The organism is Agrobacterium sp. CMT1 (genome assembly GCF_037203725.1).
GTDB classification, from domain to species: Bacteria; Pseudomonadota; Alphaproteobacteria; order Rhizobiales; family Rhizobiaceae; genus Agrobacterium; species Agrobacterium pusense.
Genome location: NZ_JBBCAR010000007.1, coordinates 314,691 through 330,194, shown reverse-complemented (window position 1 = coordinate 330,194; position 15,504 = coordinate 314,691). Strand labels below are relative to the sequence as shown.

Annotated in this window: 19 protein-coding genes; 12 read left to right on the top strand and 7 right to left on the bottom strand. The window is 59.1% G+C overall.

The annotated features are described in order from the left end of the window. Positions 1 to 48: 48 nt before the first annotated feature. Positions 49 to 819: a hydroxyacylglutathione hydrolase gene (gloB, locus tag WA845_RS10140; RefSeq protein ID WP_112554812.1), complete on the top strand. Its 771-nt coding sequence runs from the start codon at positions 49 to 51 to the stop codon at positions 817 to 819. Then, positions 819 to 1,259: a cupin domain-containing protein gene (locus WA845_RS10135; RefSeq protein ID WP_162719187.1), complete on the top strand. Its 441-nt coding sequence runs from the start codon at positions 819 to 821 to the stop codon at positions 1,257 to 1,259. Before gloB ends, WA845_RS10135 begins: the two co-directional genes overlap by 1 nt. Before the next feature lie 142 nt (positions 1,260 to 1,401). Here WA845_RS10135 and WA845_RS10130 read toward each other — a convergent pair whose 3' ends face one another. Beyond that, positions 1,402 to 2,175, bottom strand: coding sequence for a DUF3108 domain-containing protein (locus WA845_RS10130; protein WP_112554695.1), 774 nt, complete (start codon positions 2,173 to 2,175; stop codon positions 1,402 to 1,404). Positions 2,176 to 2,428: 253 nt separating this feature from the next. Between WA845_RS10130 and rpmB the strand changes: the two genes are divergently transcribed. The 3 genes from rpmB (at position 2,429) to WA845_RS10115 (ending at position 3,898) form a co-directional block, all read left to right on the top strand. After that, positions 2,429 to 2,719, top strand: a complete 291-nt coding sequence (rpmB, locus tag WA845_RS10125; protein WP_003509888.1) for a 50S ribosomal protein L28 — start codon at positions 2,429 to 2,431, stop codon at positions 2,717 to 2,719. 109 nt (positions 2,720 to 2,828) lie between these two features. Continuing rightward, on the top strand, positions 2,829 to 3,473 hold the full coding sequence (locus tag WA845_RS10120) for a queuosine precursor transporter (RefSeq protein ID WP_112554693.1): 645 nt from the start codon (positions 2,829 to 2,831) through the stop codon (positions 3,471 to 3,473). 89 nt (positions 3,474 to 3,562) lie between these two features. After that, complete coding sequence (locus WA845_RS10115; RefSeq protein WP_006697146.1) at positions 3,563 to 3,898, top strand: pentapeptide repeat-containing protein; 336 nt, start codon at positions 3,563 to 3,565, stop codon at positions 3,896 to 3,898. Positions 3,899 to 3,900: 2 nt separating this feature from the next. Here the strand turns inward: WA845_RS10115 and WA845_RS10110 are convergent, their stop codons facing one another. The 4 genes from WA845_RS10110 to WA845_RS10095 all read right to left on the bottom strand — a co-directional run bounded on the left by WA845_RS10110 (position 3,901) and on the right by WA845_RS10095 (position 8,621). Next, a complete protein-coding gene (locus tag WA845_RS10110) occupies positions 3,901 to 4,878 on the bottom strand; it encodes an esterase-like activity of phytase family protein (protein WP_162719194.1) in 978 nt (325 codons plus the stop codon). Positions 4,879 to 4,915: 37 nt separating this feature from the next. Further along, positions 4,916 to 6,820, bottom strand: a complete 1,905-nt coding sequence (gene cobT, locus WA845_RS10105; RefSeq protein ID WP_022563024.1) for a cobaltochelatase subunit CobT — start codon at positions 6,818 to 6,820, stop codon at positions 4,916 to 4,918. 107 nt (positions 6,821 to 6,927) lie between these two features. Continuing rightward, entirely contained in the window at positions 6,928 to 7,917 is a 990-nt protein-coding gene (gene cobS / locus WA845_RS10100; protein ID WP_004445672.1) for a cobaltochelatase subunit CobS, read from the bottom strand. A 68-nt stretch (positions 7,918 to 7,985) separates the two neighbouring features. Continuing rightward, positions 7,986 to 8,621: a J domain-containing protein gene (locus WA845_RS10095; RefSeq protein WP_004445673.1), complete on the bottom strand. Its 636-nt coding sequence runs from the start codon at positions 8,619 to 8,621 to the stop codon at positions 7,986 to 7,988. A gap of 115 nt (positions 8,622 to 8,736) precedes the next feature. Between WA845_RS10095 and WA845_RS10090 the strand changes: the two genes are divergently transcribed. Both WA845_RS10090 and WA845_RS10085 read left to right on the top strand, forming a co-directional pair. Further along, entirely contained in the window at positions 8,737 to 9,018 is a 282-nt protein-coding gene (locus WA845_RS10090) for a BolA family protein (RefSeq protein ID WP_004445674.1), read from the top strand. A gap of 103 nt (positions 9,019 to 9,121) precedes the next feature. Then, positions 9,122 to 9,655: an adenylate kinase gene (locus WA845_RS10085; protein ID WP_112554689.1), complete on the top strand. Its 534-nt coding sequence runs from the start codon at positions 9,122 to 9,124 to the stop codon at positions 9,653 to 9,655. A 20-nt stretch (positions 9,656 to 9,675) separates the two neighbouring features. Here the strand turns inward: WA845_RS10085 and aroB are convergent, their stop codons facing one another. Together aroB and WA845_RS10075 are read right to left on the bottom strand one after the other, a co-directional pair. Continuing rightward, a complete protein-coding gene (gene aroB / locus WA845_RS10080) occupies positions 9,676 to 10,809 on the bottom strand; it encodes a 3-dehydroquinate synthase (RefSeq protein WP_004445676.1) in 1,134 nt (377 codons plus the stop codon). A gap of 5 nt (positions 10,810 to 10,814) precedes the next feature. Beyond that, the gene (locus WA845_RS10075) at positions 10,815 to 11,396 is read right to left on the bottom strand and encodes a shikimate kinase (protein WP_004445677.1); all 582 of its coding nucleotides are present in this window, start codon (positions 11,394 to 11,396) and stop codon (positions 10,815 to 10,817) included. Positions 11,397 to 11,584: 188 nt separating this feature from the next. Here WA845_RS10075 and WA845_RS10070 point away from each other — a divergent pair, with 188 nt between their 5' ends. From WA845_RS10070 to WA845_RS10050, 5 genes are all read left to right on the top strand, one after another. Continuing rightward, a complete protein-coding gene (locus tag WA845_RS10070; RefSeq protein WP_037092754.1) occupies positions 11,585 to 11,758 on the top strand; it encodes a hypothetical protein in 174 nt (57 codons plus the stop codon). Further along, positions 11,755 to 12,741 carry a site-specific tyrosine recombinase XerD gene (xerD, locus tag WA845_RS10065; protein ID WP_112554687.1) on the top strand — a complete coding sequence of 329 codons (987 nt, stop codon included), beginning with the start codon at positions 11,755 to 11,757 and terminating at the stop codon, positions 12,739 to 12,741. The genes WA845_RS10070 and xerD overlap by 4 nt, the downstream gene beginning before the upstream one ends. A gap of 62 nt (positions 12,742 to 12,803) precedes the next feature. Beyond that, positions 12,804 to 13,757 (top strand): acetyl-CoA carboxylase carboxyltransferase subunit alpha, encoded by a 954-nt coding sequence (locus WA845_RS10060; protein ID WP_004445681.1) that lies wholly within the window; start codon positions 12,804 to 12,806, stop codon positions 13,755 to 13,757. Between the two features lie 191 nt (positions 13,758 to 13,948). Continuing rightward, on the top strand, positions 13,949 to 15,244 hold the full coding sequence (locus WA845_RS10055) for a L,D-transpeptidase family protein (protein ID WP_006697153.1): 1,296 nt from the start codon (positions 13,949 to 13,951) through the stop codon (positions 15,242 to 15,244). Beyond that, positions 15,241 to 15,489, top strand: coding sequence for a sulfurtransferase TusA family protein (locus WA845_RS10050; RefSeq protein WP_112554685.1), 249 nt, complete (start codon positions 15,241 to 15,243; stop codon positions 15,487 to 15,489). The genes WA845_RS10055 and WA845_RS10050 overlap by 4 nt, the downstream gene beginning before the upstream one ends. The last annotated feature ends 15 nt before the right edge of the window (positions 15,490 to 15,504 follow it).

Genomic DNA, 15,504 nt, shown 5'->3' with positions numbered 1-15,504 from the left:
TCAGGCAGGCGAATGCGCCGGTTTTGGCCGGCAAATGGAGAGGATACGATGAAACCTTTGGAAATAGACGTCTTTCTTTGCCGCAGCGACAATTTCGGGGTTCTGTTGCACCACCCCGAAAGCGGGGCGACTGCCGCCATCGACGCGCCGGAAGAAGGCCCTATCCTGCACGCTCTCGACGGCCACGGCTGGAAGCTCACCCATATTTTCACCACGCATCACCATCAGGACCATGTGGAAGCCAATCTTGCGCTGAAAGACAAGTTTCAGTGCGAAATTTACGGTCCTTATGATGAGGCCGTGGCCATACCGGGGCTCGACCGCTCGCAGGCCGATGGCGACGAATTCGAATTCGCCGGCCGCCGCGTTCAGATCATCGCCACACCCGGCCATACGGCGGGGCATATCTGTTATTATATGCCGGATGACGGGCTGCTGTTTGCCGCTGATACGCTGTTTGCCATGGGCTGCGGCCGCCTTTTCGAACGCCCGGCGGCGGATATGTGGCATTCCTTCCAGAAGCTGATGGCTTTGCCGGATGAGACCAAGGTCTATTTCGGCCATGAATACACGCTGAGCAATGCCCGCTTTGCCCTGACCGTCGACCCCGATAATGCCGCGCTGCGTGGCCGCGCGGAAAAGGTGGAAAAGGCACGCCAGGCGAATGAATTCACCATTCCCACCACAATCGGGCTCGAAAAACAGACCAACCCCTATATGCGGGTGGCGGATACCGGCATTCGCAAAAATCTTGGTCTGGAAAGCGCCACCGATGCCGACGTCTTCGCGGAAATCCGCACGCGCAAGGATAATTTTTGATGGAAACGGATATATCTGCGCAGGCGATCATTCGTGAACTGGGGCTGGAGCCGCATCCCGAGGGCGGTTTTTACCACCAGACTTTCCGTGACAAGGCCGGCGGCGAGCGCGGTCATTCGACGGCCATCTATTATCTCCTGGAAAAAGGCGATCGCTCGCACTGGCATCGGGTAACCGATGCGGTGGAAGTCTGGCACTATTATGCCGGCGCGCCGATCGCGCTGCATCTTTCGCAGGATGGCCGGGAAGTGCAGACCTTCACGCTCGGCCCTGCCATTCTGGAAGGCGAGCGCCCGCAGGTCATCGTTCCCGCCAATTGCTGGCAGTCGGCCGAAAGCCTCGGTGATTATACCCTCGTCGGCTGCACCGTCTCGCCGGGCTTTGCCTTTTCGAGTTTCGTCATGGCCGAACCCGGCTGGTCGCCTGGGGATGCGCAGTAACTTTCAGAGCAATGCTGGCAGCGGGATGAGGAGGCAAAGCGAGAGCTTGCCCCCTCATCCGACCCTTCGGGCCACCCTCTCCCTGGCGGGGAGAAAAAATACGCCGCAGCGTCTGCTTTTCTTACACTACCATCAGCCTTAGTCAGCCGCCGTATTTCGTGGCGGTGATGTAGACCTGTCCCACCCGCGTCGGGATGATCGCATAAACAGGCGCATAGACATCCATGTTGTTCGACTTGGCGAACCAGATCTCCATCGAAATGGATTTCAGATATTCGATATCCTTGCGCCCCTGCCGGTAACCCGACTTCGGCACATAACGCGCCTTGCAGACGATGGCGTCGCCATTAAAACCATTGGTCTTGAACGGCTTGGTGCCGCTGGAGCTCAAAACGAGATCGAGTCGCGATTCGCCGTCATAGATCGGCAGGCGAGTCGGGCAGATGCGGCCGCCCGCGGGAATGATGAGACCGGAAATCGGATCGAGAACCGAGCGCAGGTCGCGGTCCTTGACATCAACCCAATTGTCCGGCCGTGTCTTCGGCACCGGTTTCACCGTTGTCGATGTCACGTTGCCGTTGCGATAGACGACGTCATAGGTGCGCACGCGTTTGCCGTCCTTATAGACCAGCGAATACTCGTTGGCCTGCAGCCGGTGGCCACGTCTCGCGCCGGAAACGGTCGTCTTGCCGGAAATATCCTTGAGAATGCTGGCAAGACCGGCGGCACTGAAGGACCCGGAGATCGAATAATTTGGTCCATCCATGCGAGTCGAAAAACTCGCTTTGGCAATCGGCAAAATGCCGAGATTGATGCTGTATTCGCTTGTGTGGCGCGCTTCGGCAGCGAGCGAGGGGGAGACACCCGCTAACGCCATTGTCGCGGCCACGAAAATGCTTTTTCCTCTGGCAATCATTTCGATATCACCTTAAAAGAGGCGCGGAAGCGGCCTTATCGGGCGATGATATACGCCGACTTGTGGCAATAAAAAAGCGGATGCCGGTTGAAAACGCCGGAATTTCCTTTCATTTGCTCGCGAGCGGCTTGACTGTTAAGTCTCGTCTGACTATAGAACCGCAACTTTCCAATCATGGCCAGTTGGATTGCCACCCCGGTTTTTGCCGGTGGCGAGCCAGTGGTGAAACAGACGAAACGAAATAGGTGTACCCATGTCCCGTGTATGCGAATTGACCGGCAAGGGCGTCCAGACGGGCAACAACGTCAGCCACGCCAACAACAAGACCAAGCGCCGGTTCCTTCCGAACCTTTGCCAGGTTACGTTGATCTCCGATGCTCTCGGCCAGCGTTTCCGCCTGCGTGTTTCCGCAGCCGCTCTGCGCTCCGTTGAACACCGTGGCGGCCTCGATGCCTTCCTTCTGAAGTCCGGCGAAAACGAACTGAGCATGCGCGCTCGTCTCCTGCGCCGCCAGATCGCCAAGAAGACGGCTGAAGCTGCTTAATAGCAGTTTCGACATCATCGACATTCGGAAGGCTTGACTGGCTTTGGCCGCTCAAGCCTTTTGCTTGTTTAATCCGGTTCCAACTGGTGGCATCACCCAGGATAAAAAAATGCTCTACCTGCGCTATACGCTTATCTATGTCGTGCTGATGACCCTCGTGGTCGTTGCGTCCAATTTTCTGGTGCAATATCCGCTTTCCGGTTCGCTGTTCGGCATCAATCTCGGCGACCTGCTGACCTGGGGTGCCTTCACCTATCCAATCGCCTTCCTTGTCACGGACCTGACGAACCGCCAGTTTGGCCCATCCATCGCGCGCCGCGTCGTGCTTGCGGGCTTTGTCGTCGGGGTCACGCTGTCTTTCTGGACATCCATTCCACGCATTGCGGTCGCCTCTGGGACGGCTTATCTGATCGGCCAGCTGCTGGACATTTCCGTGTTCAACCGCCTGCGCCGCCAGCGCTGGTGGCATGCGCCGCTGGCCGGCTCCATGCTCGGTTCGGTGCTGGATACGGCGCTCTTCTTCTCCATCGCCTTTGCGGCAAGCTTCTCCTTCGTCGGCCCCAACGATGCCTTCGCCATCGAAAACGCTCCCATCCTCGGTGTCTTCGCCGTGGAAGCGCCCCGTTGGATTTCATGGGCCCTGGGTGATCTTTCGGTGAAGGTTCTCGTCGGCCTTGTCATGCTCCTGCCTTACGGCGCGCTGATGAACACGCTGAAGCCGATGCCGGGCGCCGTCAAAACCGGCCGCGTTTGAGACCGTCAAGCGCGGATCAAATCGCGCTTGCAAGCCAGCCGTCAGCATTGCAGTCTGTCGTCCGTGGCACAGCGCGGAGACAGGTAGACATGCAGATCAAGGACGTTATCGACATTGTAGAGGCCGCCAGCGCTACGCTTTCAGGCTCAACCTTCAATGACGTCAATCTTTCCGGCACGGTCTTCGACAACGTCAATCTTTCCGGGGCGAGCTTCAACAATATTAATTTGTCAGGTGCGTCGTTCACGGATAACAACATGTCCGGCTGGTCGATCGATGACGTCAATTTTTCCGGTCTGAAACTGAGCAACTCAAATCTGTCCGGTGCGCAGATAACGTCATGCCGAATGACCGGCATGAAGATCGACGGCATTCCCGTCGAGGATCTGATGGCTGCCTACAAGGCGGCGCAGCAGCAGACTTGATTTTACTCCACTAGTCTGAATTCCAGCATCAGGTTGCGCTGGAGGAAAGAGTGGTTGTCATCAGAAATGATGACGAGGCGCGTCGAACCATCCGGCCCCTTCACCACATCCATGCCTTCCATATTGTCGATCTGGTAGGCCATGCCGGCTTCCATGAGGATTTCACCATCCACCACCGCGCCCGGCCGGATATCAGCACCATGTATGCGGCGGATGCGCATGCCGACGCCTTCGGCAAAATTGAAGCGGCGCTCGAGCAGCAACAGGTCGCCATTGGGCAGGAATGCGCCATCAGTCACGTCGAACGAGGGATGGTGGGTAACCGCGAATGTGCCTTTCAGCGGCCCCTCAAGGATCGCGGCGAGAAGATTGCCGTCCGCATCAATGCTTTTCTCCGCAACGACGACGAGAGCGCCGGCGAGCGGCGAATCGGCTGGCGAGACCGCGAGCGCCTCCATGCCGCCATTGTGGCGCAGCTCATTATTGGGAATGAGATGCGGCAGACGGCCAAGTGGCTTCGAGGTGGCAAAGCCCGGATCGGGATAGATATCGATCCTGTGGCGTTGCTCGTAACTGACGAAAACCCTGCCGCCGCGCAGCGCCAGCCCTTCCGCATCCATCTCCATCTTGCGCGGCGGTTCGCGACCGTTCATGTCCAGCATCGGGGTAATACGGACTTCAGCAAGACCAGACAGCGCCCCGACAGCGTCACGTGTGACCCTACCGGTCAGCCAGTGGCCGGTATCCAGCACCGCAACGAAGTCTTCCCCGTTGGGGCGGAACCGAATGGAGGAGATAGCGCCGAACAACTTTTCCGGCGCACTCATCACCATGCCGCCAATGAATTCCAGCTTGCCGAAACGTTTTTCGCTGGTGCCGACCTCGAAACCGGAGAGCTGACGGACGCTGACCGGCACATCGATGGCGGACGCGCCAATGGAAACCGGACAAAGCGATACGGCCGCCAGAATGGCGGCCATCAAGAGCGTTTTGCGGGTGGAGGACGCTCCGCCCTGCTTATCCCGCACGACGGACCCTGCGGGACGAACCGGCAGCGCCGCTCGTATCTTCAAAGAGCGCCGCGAGCTGTTCGGTCATCGCGCCAGCCAGCTCGTCCGCATCCACAATGGTGACCGCGCGGCGGTAATAACGTGTCACGTCATGACCGATACCGATTGCCAGCAGCTCCACCGGCGAACGCGTTTCGATCTGCTCGATAACGGCGCGCAGGTGCCGCTCCAGATAGTTGCCCGGATTGACCGACAGGGTTGAATCGTCCACCGGCGCACCATCAGAGATCATCATCATGATCTTGCGCTGCTCGGGGCGGCCGATCAGGCGATTATGCGCCCACATCAGCGCCTCGCCGTCTATGTTTTCCTTGAGCAAGCCTTCGCGCATCATCAGGCCGAGATTGCGCCGTGCGCGCCGCCACGGCGCATCCGCCGACTTGTAGATGATATGGCGCAGATCGTTAAGGCGGCCCGGCGAAGCCGGCTTGCCGCTGGCGAGCCATTGCTCACGCGATTGCCCGCCCTTCCATGCCTTGGTGGTGAAGCCCAGAATTTCCACCTTTACACCGGAGCGCTCCAGGGTACGCGCGAGAATATCGGCGCAGGTGGCGGCAACCGTGATCGGACGGCCGCGCATCGAACCGGAATTGTCGATGACCAGCGAAACCACGGTATCGCGGAATTTGGTGTCGCGTTCCTTCTTGAAGGAGAGCGGCTGCATGGGATCGATGATGAGCCTGACGAGGCGGGCCGGATCGAGATAACCCTCTTCCAGATCGAAATCCCAGGAACGGTTCTGCTGCGCCATCAGGCGGCGCTGCAGACGGTTCGCCAAGCGCCCCACAGCGCCCTGCAGATGAGCAAGCTGCTTGTCGAGGAAGGCGCGCAGACGGTCAAGCTCGGCCTCGTCGCACAGTTCCTCGGCGTGGATTTCCTCGTCGAATTCCTGCGTGAAGATGCGGTAATCGACTTTCTCGTTGAAATCATCGAAAGGGCTGTTGGGACGGCGGGTCTCGCCGGGCGTTTCGGAATCCTCGTCGAGATCGTCGGACATTTCCTCGTCCGACATCTCGGCGCCGTCCATCTCGCCTTCTTCCATTTCCTCCTGCGAGGCCTCGTTCTCATCGGCGGGCGTCGCGTCGGAGCCGGCCTCTTCCTCAACCTGCTCTTCTTCGGTCTCGTTGGTGCGCGGCTGGTCCTCGTTGGATTCCGCTTCCTGGCTTTCCGGCTCGTTATCCTCGTCGCCGAAATCCTCCGCCATCTGCATGGAGGTCAGCATCTTGCGCACCAGACGCGAAAACGCCTTCTGATCGCCGATCACCTTGGAAAGATCGTTCAGGTCGCCGGCAGCCTTGTCCTCGATGAAGTCGCGCCAGAGGTCGAGAACCTTGCCGGCACTTTCCGGCGGCTTTTCGCCTGTCAGCTTCTCGCGCACCAACAGCGAAACGGCTTCGGCAAGAGGAGCATCGTCCTGTTTTGTAATACCGGCAAAATTCGCCTTGGCGTATTTTTCCGTGTTCATGGCATGGATATTGGAAGCCATGCCCGGCATCCGCAGCGCACCGATCGATTCAACGCGCGCCTGCTCAACCGCATCGAAGATCAACCGCGCTTCAGCGCCCTGCGGCGACATCACCGCATGGGTATCCGCATCGTGGCAGGCGAGACGCAGCGCCATGGAATCGCCGAGGCCGCGGGTTATCGCGATTTCCTGCGCGGTGGGTTTCTTGGAAATTTCCGGCAGGCGCATGCGCTCGCCGGCAAGACCCGGCCGTTCATTGGCGAAAACGACTTCGACTTCGGCATCGCCAGCGACGGATCGCACGCATCCGGCAATCGCCTGACGCAACGGTTCCGTATCGACCGCCGTACCCGGTTTCGCCCTGGAATTGTCGCCGCGCGCTGCCATTGTCTTTCCTGTCGATTGTCGACGCCTGCGGCCCACGCATCTCTGGATGCGCGATCCGCCGGCGTCCTCAAGTCATGGATGATCTTTTCCGGGCAAGCCGGGAACGATCAGGCGCTGAGAACGATGTTCGCAGCGCTTTCCTTCAGCTCGACGCCAAAGGCCCGCTGATACTGTTCGGCCACCAGCGTGCGCTCCAGCTCGTCGCACTTGTTGAGGAAGGTCACGCGGAAGGCAAAGGCGAGATCGCCGAAGATTTCCGCATTTTCCGCCCAGGTGATGACGGTACGCGGGCTCATGACGGTGGAGAGATCGCCATTGATGAAAGCCGAACGGGTAAGATCCGCCACGCGCACCATCTTGGAGACGGTTTCGCGTCCCTTCGGATTGTCGAAGCTCTTCACCTTGGCGGCGATGATGTTCACTTCCTGCTCATGCGGCAGATAGTTCAGCGTGGTGACGATGGACCAGCGGTCCATCTGCGCCTGGTTGATCTGCTGCGTGCCGTGGTAAAGCCCCGTCGTATCACCAAGGCCGATGGTGTTGGCGGTCGCGAAAATGCGGAAGGCCGGATGAGGACGGATAACGCGGCTCTGGTCAAGCAGGGTCAGGCGGCCAGACGATTCCAGCACGCGCTGGATCACGAACATCACATCCGGGCGACCGGCATCATATTCATCGAAGACAAGCGCGACATTGTGCTGGTAGGCCCAGGGCAGGATGCCGTCCTTGAATTCGGTAACCTGTTTGCCGTCTTTCAGGACGATGGCGTCCTTGCCGACGAGATCGATACGGCTGACATGGCTGTCGAGGTTGACGCGCACGCAGGGCCAGTTGAGGCGGGCAGCCACCTGCTCGATATGGGTGGATTTACCCGTGCCGTGGAAACCGGAGACCATGACACGTCGGTTGTGAGCAAAACCGGCAAGGATCGCGAGCGTCGTGTCGCGGTCGAAAAGATAGTCGGGATCGAGATCAGGCACATAGGCGTCGCCCTGGGAATAGGCGGGAACCCGCAGATCCGTATCAATGCCGAAAACCTCCCGCACGGACACCGTCGTGTCGGGCAGGTTGGAAATATCAAGGTCGATTTTGCTCATCACGTCTCCAAGGCGGGCGGCAGCCACCCGGCCACATCATCAATCAGGCGGTAAACACAGAAGTTGGCTTAGCAGAAACCTGACTGCTTTAACAATTGATATGCTTGAACAACAGCCCGAAAACGTTCTTCCGAACCACGATCGCCACCATTAGCATCAGGATGGTGCTTTTTGACAAGCTCCTTATAGCGCCTTTTTATGTCTTCCTGCTTTGCACTGGAAGAAAGTCCGAGCGTATCGAAGGCTTTTGCCTCCAGCGTCTTCAATTTGCGGTCCTGCTGCATGCGGGTGCCGCCTGCCTTCGAGCCGCCCGCAAAACCGCCGGCAAAGCCGAAAGGATCACGGATACGGGCATTGCCGCTCGCCGTGCCGGAGCGCAGCGTGGAATGCAGCGGGCTGTCGCGGGCGGTCTTGTTGACGCCAACCGTCCAGGTGGGGCGATGGCCGGTGATCGCTTCCTTCTGATAACGGGCGATCTCGCTGTCGGACAGGCCGGAAAAATAATTGTAGCCTTTATTATACTCCTTCACGTGCTCAAAACAGAACAGGAAGAATTGCCCCTCAGCATTGCGGCCGACGGGTGCCCGGTGAATGCCCGGCTTGTCGCATCCGTCCCACTGGCAGGTTGGGGCCTGAACCTCAGGTTCCCGCTCCCTTTTCCGGCGCGTGCGGATGCGGTCAAAATATTTCGAATCCAGTTTCATGATGCCCTGATTATGGGGTGCGAAAAGCCGCACAACAAGAATTGACAAAGCGGAATGTTACAGGCTTTTAGGGAGCCCCCTTCAAAGACCGGCAAACAGAATTGGAGCCCTTCGAATGTCTCTGCGAGAGCGCATAGAAACCAAGCTTCGGGAAAGCTTTTCACCGGAGCGCCTGAGGGTCGTCGATGAAAGCCAGATGCATGCGGGCCACCAGCCGGATATCACAGGTACCGGCGAGACGCATATGCGTGTTCAGATAGTGTCGGAGAGCTTTTCCGGCAAGTCCCGCATCGAACGGCACCGGGCAATCAACGCGCTTTTGAAGCCCGAACTCGATGCCGGGCTGCATGCTCTGGCGATAGAGGCAGCGGCACCGGGGGAAGCGGTGCGGTTCTAGTGTCTAGTAGTGCAGCATTACTTTCGTATTTCCGGGTTAAGAATTCAGTCAGCGCAAAGATTCTGCGTTCCAAGATAGAGGCTTAATTCGACGGATCACCCGAATGTCGACAGCAGGCAGCCTTTCACTACGCGTCGCCATCATTGGCAATAGCGGCTCTGGTAAAAGCAGTCTCGCGGTAAAAGCGGGGTCGGCGCTGAAATTACCCATTTGCGATCTCGATCACCTTCACTGGCACGAGGATGGCCGCAAGCGGGACGAGGTGGAAGCGAAACTTCTGGCGATGCAGTATGCCAGTACTGACGACTGGATCATCGAAGGCGTCTATGGCTGGTTGGTTGAAACGACGCTGCATCGTGCAAATGTGCTGATATGGCTCGACCTACCCTGGGCGGAATGTCACGACGGCCTGTTGCGACGCGGCGCGCAACACGGCGAGACAGAGAGCGATCAAGCGGCCCTTCTGGCATGGGCACGAGATTATTGGACGCGGGCGACCTCATCATCCTTCGCGGGGCATCTACACCTTTATGAGGCTTTCGACGGCTGCAAAATCCGCCTTCAAACCCGGGCAGAAGTTGCGGAGCTGTCGCCGCAAAAGATAGAACGTCTGGCCAACGAGGCTAGCGGCTTCTAATTGAGTGGCGATCTGGGCCGTCACCCCGGATGCTTCTCCGACAGAAAGGACTGCACCTCGGATGCCGCAACGTCATCCGCCACGAAGGACTGGCCAATGCCGTGGGTGAGGATGAAGGTGAGCTTGCCGCCCTTGACTTTCTTGTCCTGCGCAATTGCCGTCATCAGCGTTTCGACGGGCGGCAATTCTCCAGGAATATCTTTCATCGTGGTCGGCAGGCCGACTGCCTTCAGGTGCGCTTCGACGCGCGCGGCATCGTCAGGACTTGCAAGGTTCAGGCGGGCAGAGAACTGGTGCGCCAGCACCATGCCGATGGCGACACCTTCGCCATGCACCAGCCGCTTGCTGTCGTAATTGGTTGCCGCCTCCAGTGCGTGACCGAAGGTGTGGCCGAGATTCAGAAGGGCGCGTACGCCGTTTTCCTTTTCGTCGGCCACCACCACGTCTGCCTTGGCCTGGCAGCTGGTCGCAATCGCCTGGATGCGGGCAGGGCCGCCGGTGCGGATGTCGTCCCAGTTCTTTTCCAGCCAGAAGAAAAAATCCGGCTTGTCGATCAGGCCGTATTTCACCACTTCGGCGTAGCCGGCGCGGAATTCGCGCGGACTGAGCGTATCGAGCACCGCCGTATCCGCCAGCACCAGATCAGGCTGGTGGAAGACGCCAATGAGGTTCTTGCCGTGGCGGGTGTTGATGCCGGTCTTGCCGCCGACGGAGGAATCGACCTGCGCCAGAAGCGAGGTCGGTATCTGCACGAAACGTACGCCGCGGCGGACAATACCGGCTGCAAAACCGGCGAGATCGCCGATCACGCCGCCGCCAAGCGCGATTACCGCATCATTGCGCTCCACCCTTGCGGCTAGAACCGCATCGCAGACAGTGACGAGATGCTCGAAGCTCTTGGTCTTTTCACCGGCCGGCAGGGTCAGGGAAACAGCCTCGATGCCGTCCGTCTGCAGTCCGTCCATCAAGCCTTCAAGGTAGAGCGGCGCGACATGCTCATCGGTAATGATCGCCGCACGCCGGCCCCTCAGCCGCGCCGAGATTTCGCCGCCAGCCCGGCCGATGAGGCCGGGCCCGATCAGAATGTCATAGGCGCGCTCACCGAGCGGCACATGGACGAGACGTTCATCGGCGTGGATTTCAGAAGGCGTCATGGGAATCAGTCTTTCTGTTCGATGCCGGCAATGGCGGCCAGCACTTCGGTCACGATGATTTCCTTGCGGACATCACGGGATTCGATGGTGAGATCTGCTTCCGAATAGATCGGATAGCGCTTCTCCATCAGGGCCGCCAGCGTGGCCCTGGGGTTTTCGGTCTTGAGAAGCGGGCGGTGATCACGCTTGTTCACCCTCTCCCACAACACCTCCAGATCCGCCTTCAGCCACAGCGAAATCCCACCACGGCTGATGTGCCGGCGCGTATTGTCGTTTATGAAGGCGCCGCCGCCAGTTGAGATGACCTTGGGCCCGCCGCGCAGCAGCCGCTTGATGACCCGCGTTTCCAGCGCCCGGAATTCTTCTTCACCATAGGTGGCAAAAAGTTCTGATATCGTCATGCGCGAAACCCGTTCGATTTCGACATCCGTGTCGATGAAGGGAACCCTGAGCTGCTGGGCAACCATGCGGCCTATCGCCGACTTTCCGGCGCCCATCAGTCCGACAAAGACGATATTGCGCCGTCCGAGCTTTGCCCGCGCTTGCTCCCCGAGTGTGGCCGGGACGGATAAATTCGTTTCGCTCATAAATTTGAAAGCCCGTTTGGCATGGATATCTGCAAATGTTTACGAAGCGTCAAGCCAAATTGCTGACTGAATTGCGGTGAATCACAATGATCGCCGCATGCGGCGGTGACAGTGGCAGGCTTTTTCAGCTTGCCGCCGGTTTCGCCGCACCGCATATACGTTTCGATCGCCACCTTCACGGAGCCGCCATGCCCACCCTCTTCCGCTTCACGATGATACTGGCGACCATCGCGGGGCTGGTCTATGGCGGCATGGTGCTGCTCGTCATGGTCGTTCAGCCCCGCGACCGCGAAGTAACGGTGCGCATTCCCTCGGAAAGGCTGAACCCACCGGGGGCAGAACCGGCAAGGCCCACCCCATGAGCGGTCAGCCGGCGGGGGGGCGCGACAGCGCGCGGCTGGAGAGTTTTCTGGAGATGATGAGCGCCGAGCGGGGTGCAGCCGCCAACACGCTCGCATCTTACGAGCGTGATCTGACGGACCTGCGCGAATTCCTTGGGAGCCGCCGCCAGTCTCTGACAGAAGCCGCCACATCGGACCTTTCCGCCTATCTGACCCATCTTTCCGCGCAAGGCTTCGCTGCGACCTCGCAGGCGAGACGCCTCTCATCCATGCGGCAGTTTTATCGCTTTCTTTATTCGGAAGGCCTGCGCAGTGACGACCCGACCGGCATCATCGATGCGCCCAAGAAGGGCGTTGCCCTGCCGAAAACGATGAGCGTCGCCGATGTAAACCGTCTCCTTGGGCTCGCGGCGCAGGAAGCGGCAACCGAGGGTCCCGGCCAGCTCGCGCGCATCCGCATGCATCTGCTGCTCGAGCTTCTTTATGCCACCGGCATGCGTGTCAGCGAACTCGTCTCGCTTCCCGTCAAAGTGCTGCGTCAGGAAGGACGTTTCCTGATGATCCGCGGCAAGGGTAACAAGGACCGGATGGTTCTTCTTTCCCGAACGGCGATCGAGGCCATGGAAAAATATGAAGCCGCCCGAAAGGCGCTTGCCTCAGAAAAAGGCAAGGCAGCGAAAAAGGCCGAAGCGACGGATAGCCCGTGGCTCTTCCCATCCAACAGCAAGGAAGGCTATCTGCCCCGTCAGGTCTTCGCCCGCAACCTCAAGGACATCGCCATTCGGGCCGGGCTGCACCCCTCGGCAGTGTCACCGCATGTGCTGCGCCACGCCTTCGCCAGCCACCTCTTGCAGAACGGTGCGGATTTGCGCGCGGTGCAGGAACTGCTCGGCCACTCCGACATTTCCACGACACAAATCTATACACATGTGCTGGAAGAACGCTTGCAAGAGCTGGTACAAACACATCACCCCCTTGCCAAACAGGGCAAAAACCTTGATTAGAGCGACCGGAACCGCCGGATAATCCGGTCAAACCTTGCGCAAAACGATCGGAAACGGATCTCATGCACAATTATCTCGACTTCGAAAAACCTATCTCGGACCTTGAAGGCAAGATCATCGAGCTGAAGAAGCTTGCCGATGAAGACGAGAGCATAGACACCTCGGAGGAGATCAACCGCCTGGAATCGCGCGTCAACGATGCGATGCAGGACATCTATTCCAAGCTGAACGCCTGGCAGAAAACGCAGGTCGCGCGTCATCCGCAGCGTCCGCATTTCGTCGATTACGCCAAGGCGCTGTTTACGGATTTCACGCCGCTTGCCGGCGACCGCAAGTTCTCCGAAGACGCCGCCATACAGGCCGGCCTTGCCCGTTTCAACGGTCAGCCAGTCGCAATTATCGGCCAGGAAAAGGGCAATGACACCAAGAGCCGGCTGAAGCACAATTTCGGCAGCCCGCGCCCGGAAGGTTACCGCAAGGCTATCCGCGTGCTGGAATTGGCCGACCGCTTCTCGCTGCCTGTCGTGACGCTTATCGATACCGCAGGCGCCTACCCCGGCGTGGGTGCGGAAGAGCGCGGCCAGGCTGAGGCCATCGCCCGCTCGACGGAAATGTGCCTGAACGTGAAGGTGCCGATCGTCTCCGTCGTCATCGGCGAAGGCGGCTCGGGCGGAGCCATCGCGATTGCCACCGGCAACCGCGTCTACATGCTGGAACATGCAATCTACTCTGTAATCTCGCCGGAAGGTGCGGCCTCCATCCTCTGGCGCGATTCGACCCGCGCCAAGGAAGCCGCGACCAACATGAAGATCACTTCGGAAGATCTGAAGTCGCTCGGCGTCATCGATGGCATCATTCCCGAGCCGATCGGTGGCGCGCATCGCGCGCCGGAAACCGTGATCAGCGCGACAGGCGACGTTATCGCCAAGGCGCTGGCCGATCTTTCCCAGCGCTCGGGCACGCAGCTTAGGGCCGAACGCCGCCAGAAGTTCCTGGATATCGGCCGTAATCTCTGAGGCGGCCTTAATTTCCGCCGCTATCGCCCCAACTCGGCCATAGTCCGGTCACATCAAAAGATGGATCGGCGGCCGCGGGGGCGGATCCGATTTGAGTTAAGAAGATGTAAACGGTTAATACCGTATTTAAATTGCACACGGAACGGTATAGAACTGCCGCCACTTCGTGCCATCGTCTTTCGGATCAGATCATGCGTTTGACACATTTTGCACTTCTTGCCTGTACCGCGCTCGTTCTCGCCGGTTGTAACGATACACTCGAAACCGTCGAACGTGATGTGTCGCACATCAAGAACAAGGTTGATTACCCGCTGTCTCCGTCCATTCTGGCCGAGATCGACAAGAAGGGCATGGACCGCACGTCGCCGATCATGATCCGTATCTTCAAGGAAGAAGGTGCGCTGGAAATCTGGAAGGCCAAGCGCGATAACCGTTTCGACAAGATTGCCGAATATCAAATCTGCGCATGGTCGGGAAAACTCGGCCCCAAGGTCAAGGAAGGCGACCGGCAGGCGCCGGAAGGTTTCTACAATCTGACGCCAGCCCATCTCAATCCGAATTCGAAATATTACCTCGCCATCAATACCGGCTTCCCGAACCGCTACGATGCTGCCAATGGCCGCAACGGCACCAACCTGATGATCCATGGCGCCTGCTCATCATCAGGCTGTTACTCGATGACGGATGCGCAGATTCTTGAAATCTACGGTTTTGCCCGCGATGCCTTCAAGGGCGGCCAGAAGACAGTTCAGCTGCAGGCATTTCCTTTCCGCATGACGGCGGAAAACATGGCCCGTCATCGCAAGAGCGAGCACCTCGAATTCTGGAAGATGCTGAAGGTCGGCTACGACAATTTCGAAGTCACCAAACGTCCGCCGGAAGTGAATGTCTGCGAGAAGAAATATGTCTTCAACCAGCAGGCGGAAGGTGGCAGCTTCAACGCGTCGGCCCAGTGCCCGCCCATGAGCACGCCGCCCGCACTCGTCAGCGCGCTTTCGAGCTATGAGAAGACTTACGATCTCGCCTATGAAAAGGCGATGAAGAAATATGAAGGCATGGCCTGGTACGACCCGAGCGAAGCCGAGCGCAAGGCGCTGGTGGCCGAAAAGCGCAAGGGCCGCGAACCCGCCTATGCCCCGACGGGCTCGGCGCTGAAGGCCGGCAAGCTGATGAAGGAAACGGAATATGCCGCGCTGATGGAGAAGAAGGCGCAGCAGGTGACATCGTCTTCGCCAGCGACCACCGCAACCGCCTCGGCGCTGCGTGGCCCTCGCCCTTCGGCTAACCAGCCGGCCACGGCGCCGCAATCGAACCCGGCACCAGCTGCCCCGACAATGGTTGCCTCGGCTACGCCTGCAGCAGGCCAGACTGGCGCTGCTGCCCAGAGCGTTCCGGTGCCAGCCATGAACCCGCTTGCCTATTCCGCAGCCCCGGCGCCGGAAGCACCGGAGAAGAAGCCCTTCTGGAAGTTCTGGGCCAAGGAATGACCGCAACAAGCGAGATCATCTATGATTTGAGGGGGCTTAAATGCCCCCTTCCGGTTTTGAGAAGCCGCAAGAAACTTGCAACGCTGAAGACGGGGGATGTTCTCACCCTCGAGACGACCGATCCTTTGGCGGTGATCGATATTGCACATATGTGCAATGAGGATGGGCATCGTCTGGTGGAGACGACGGCGCTGGATAAGGGCCATCGGTTTCGGATTATGAAGGGTGGGAAAACCGACGTTTGACGGTGTCGCCGGTGG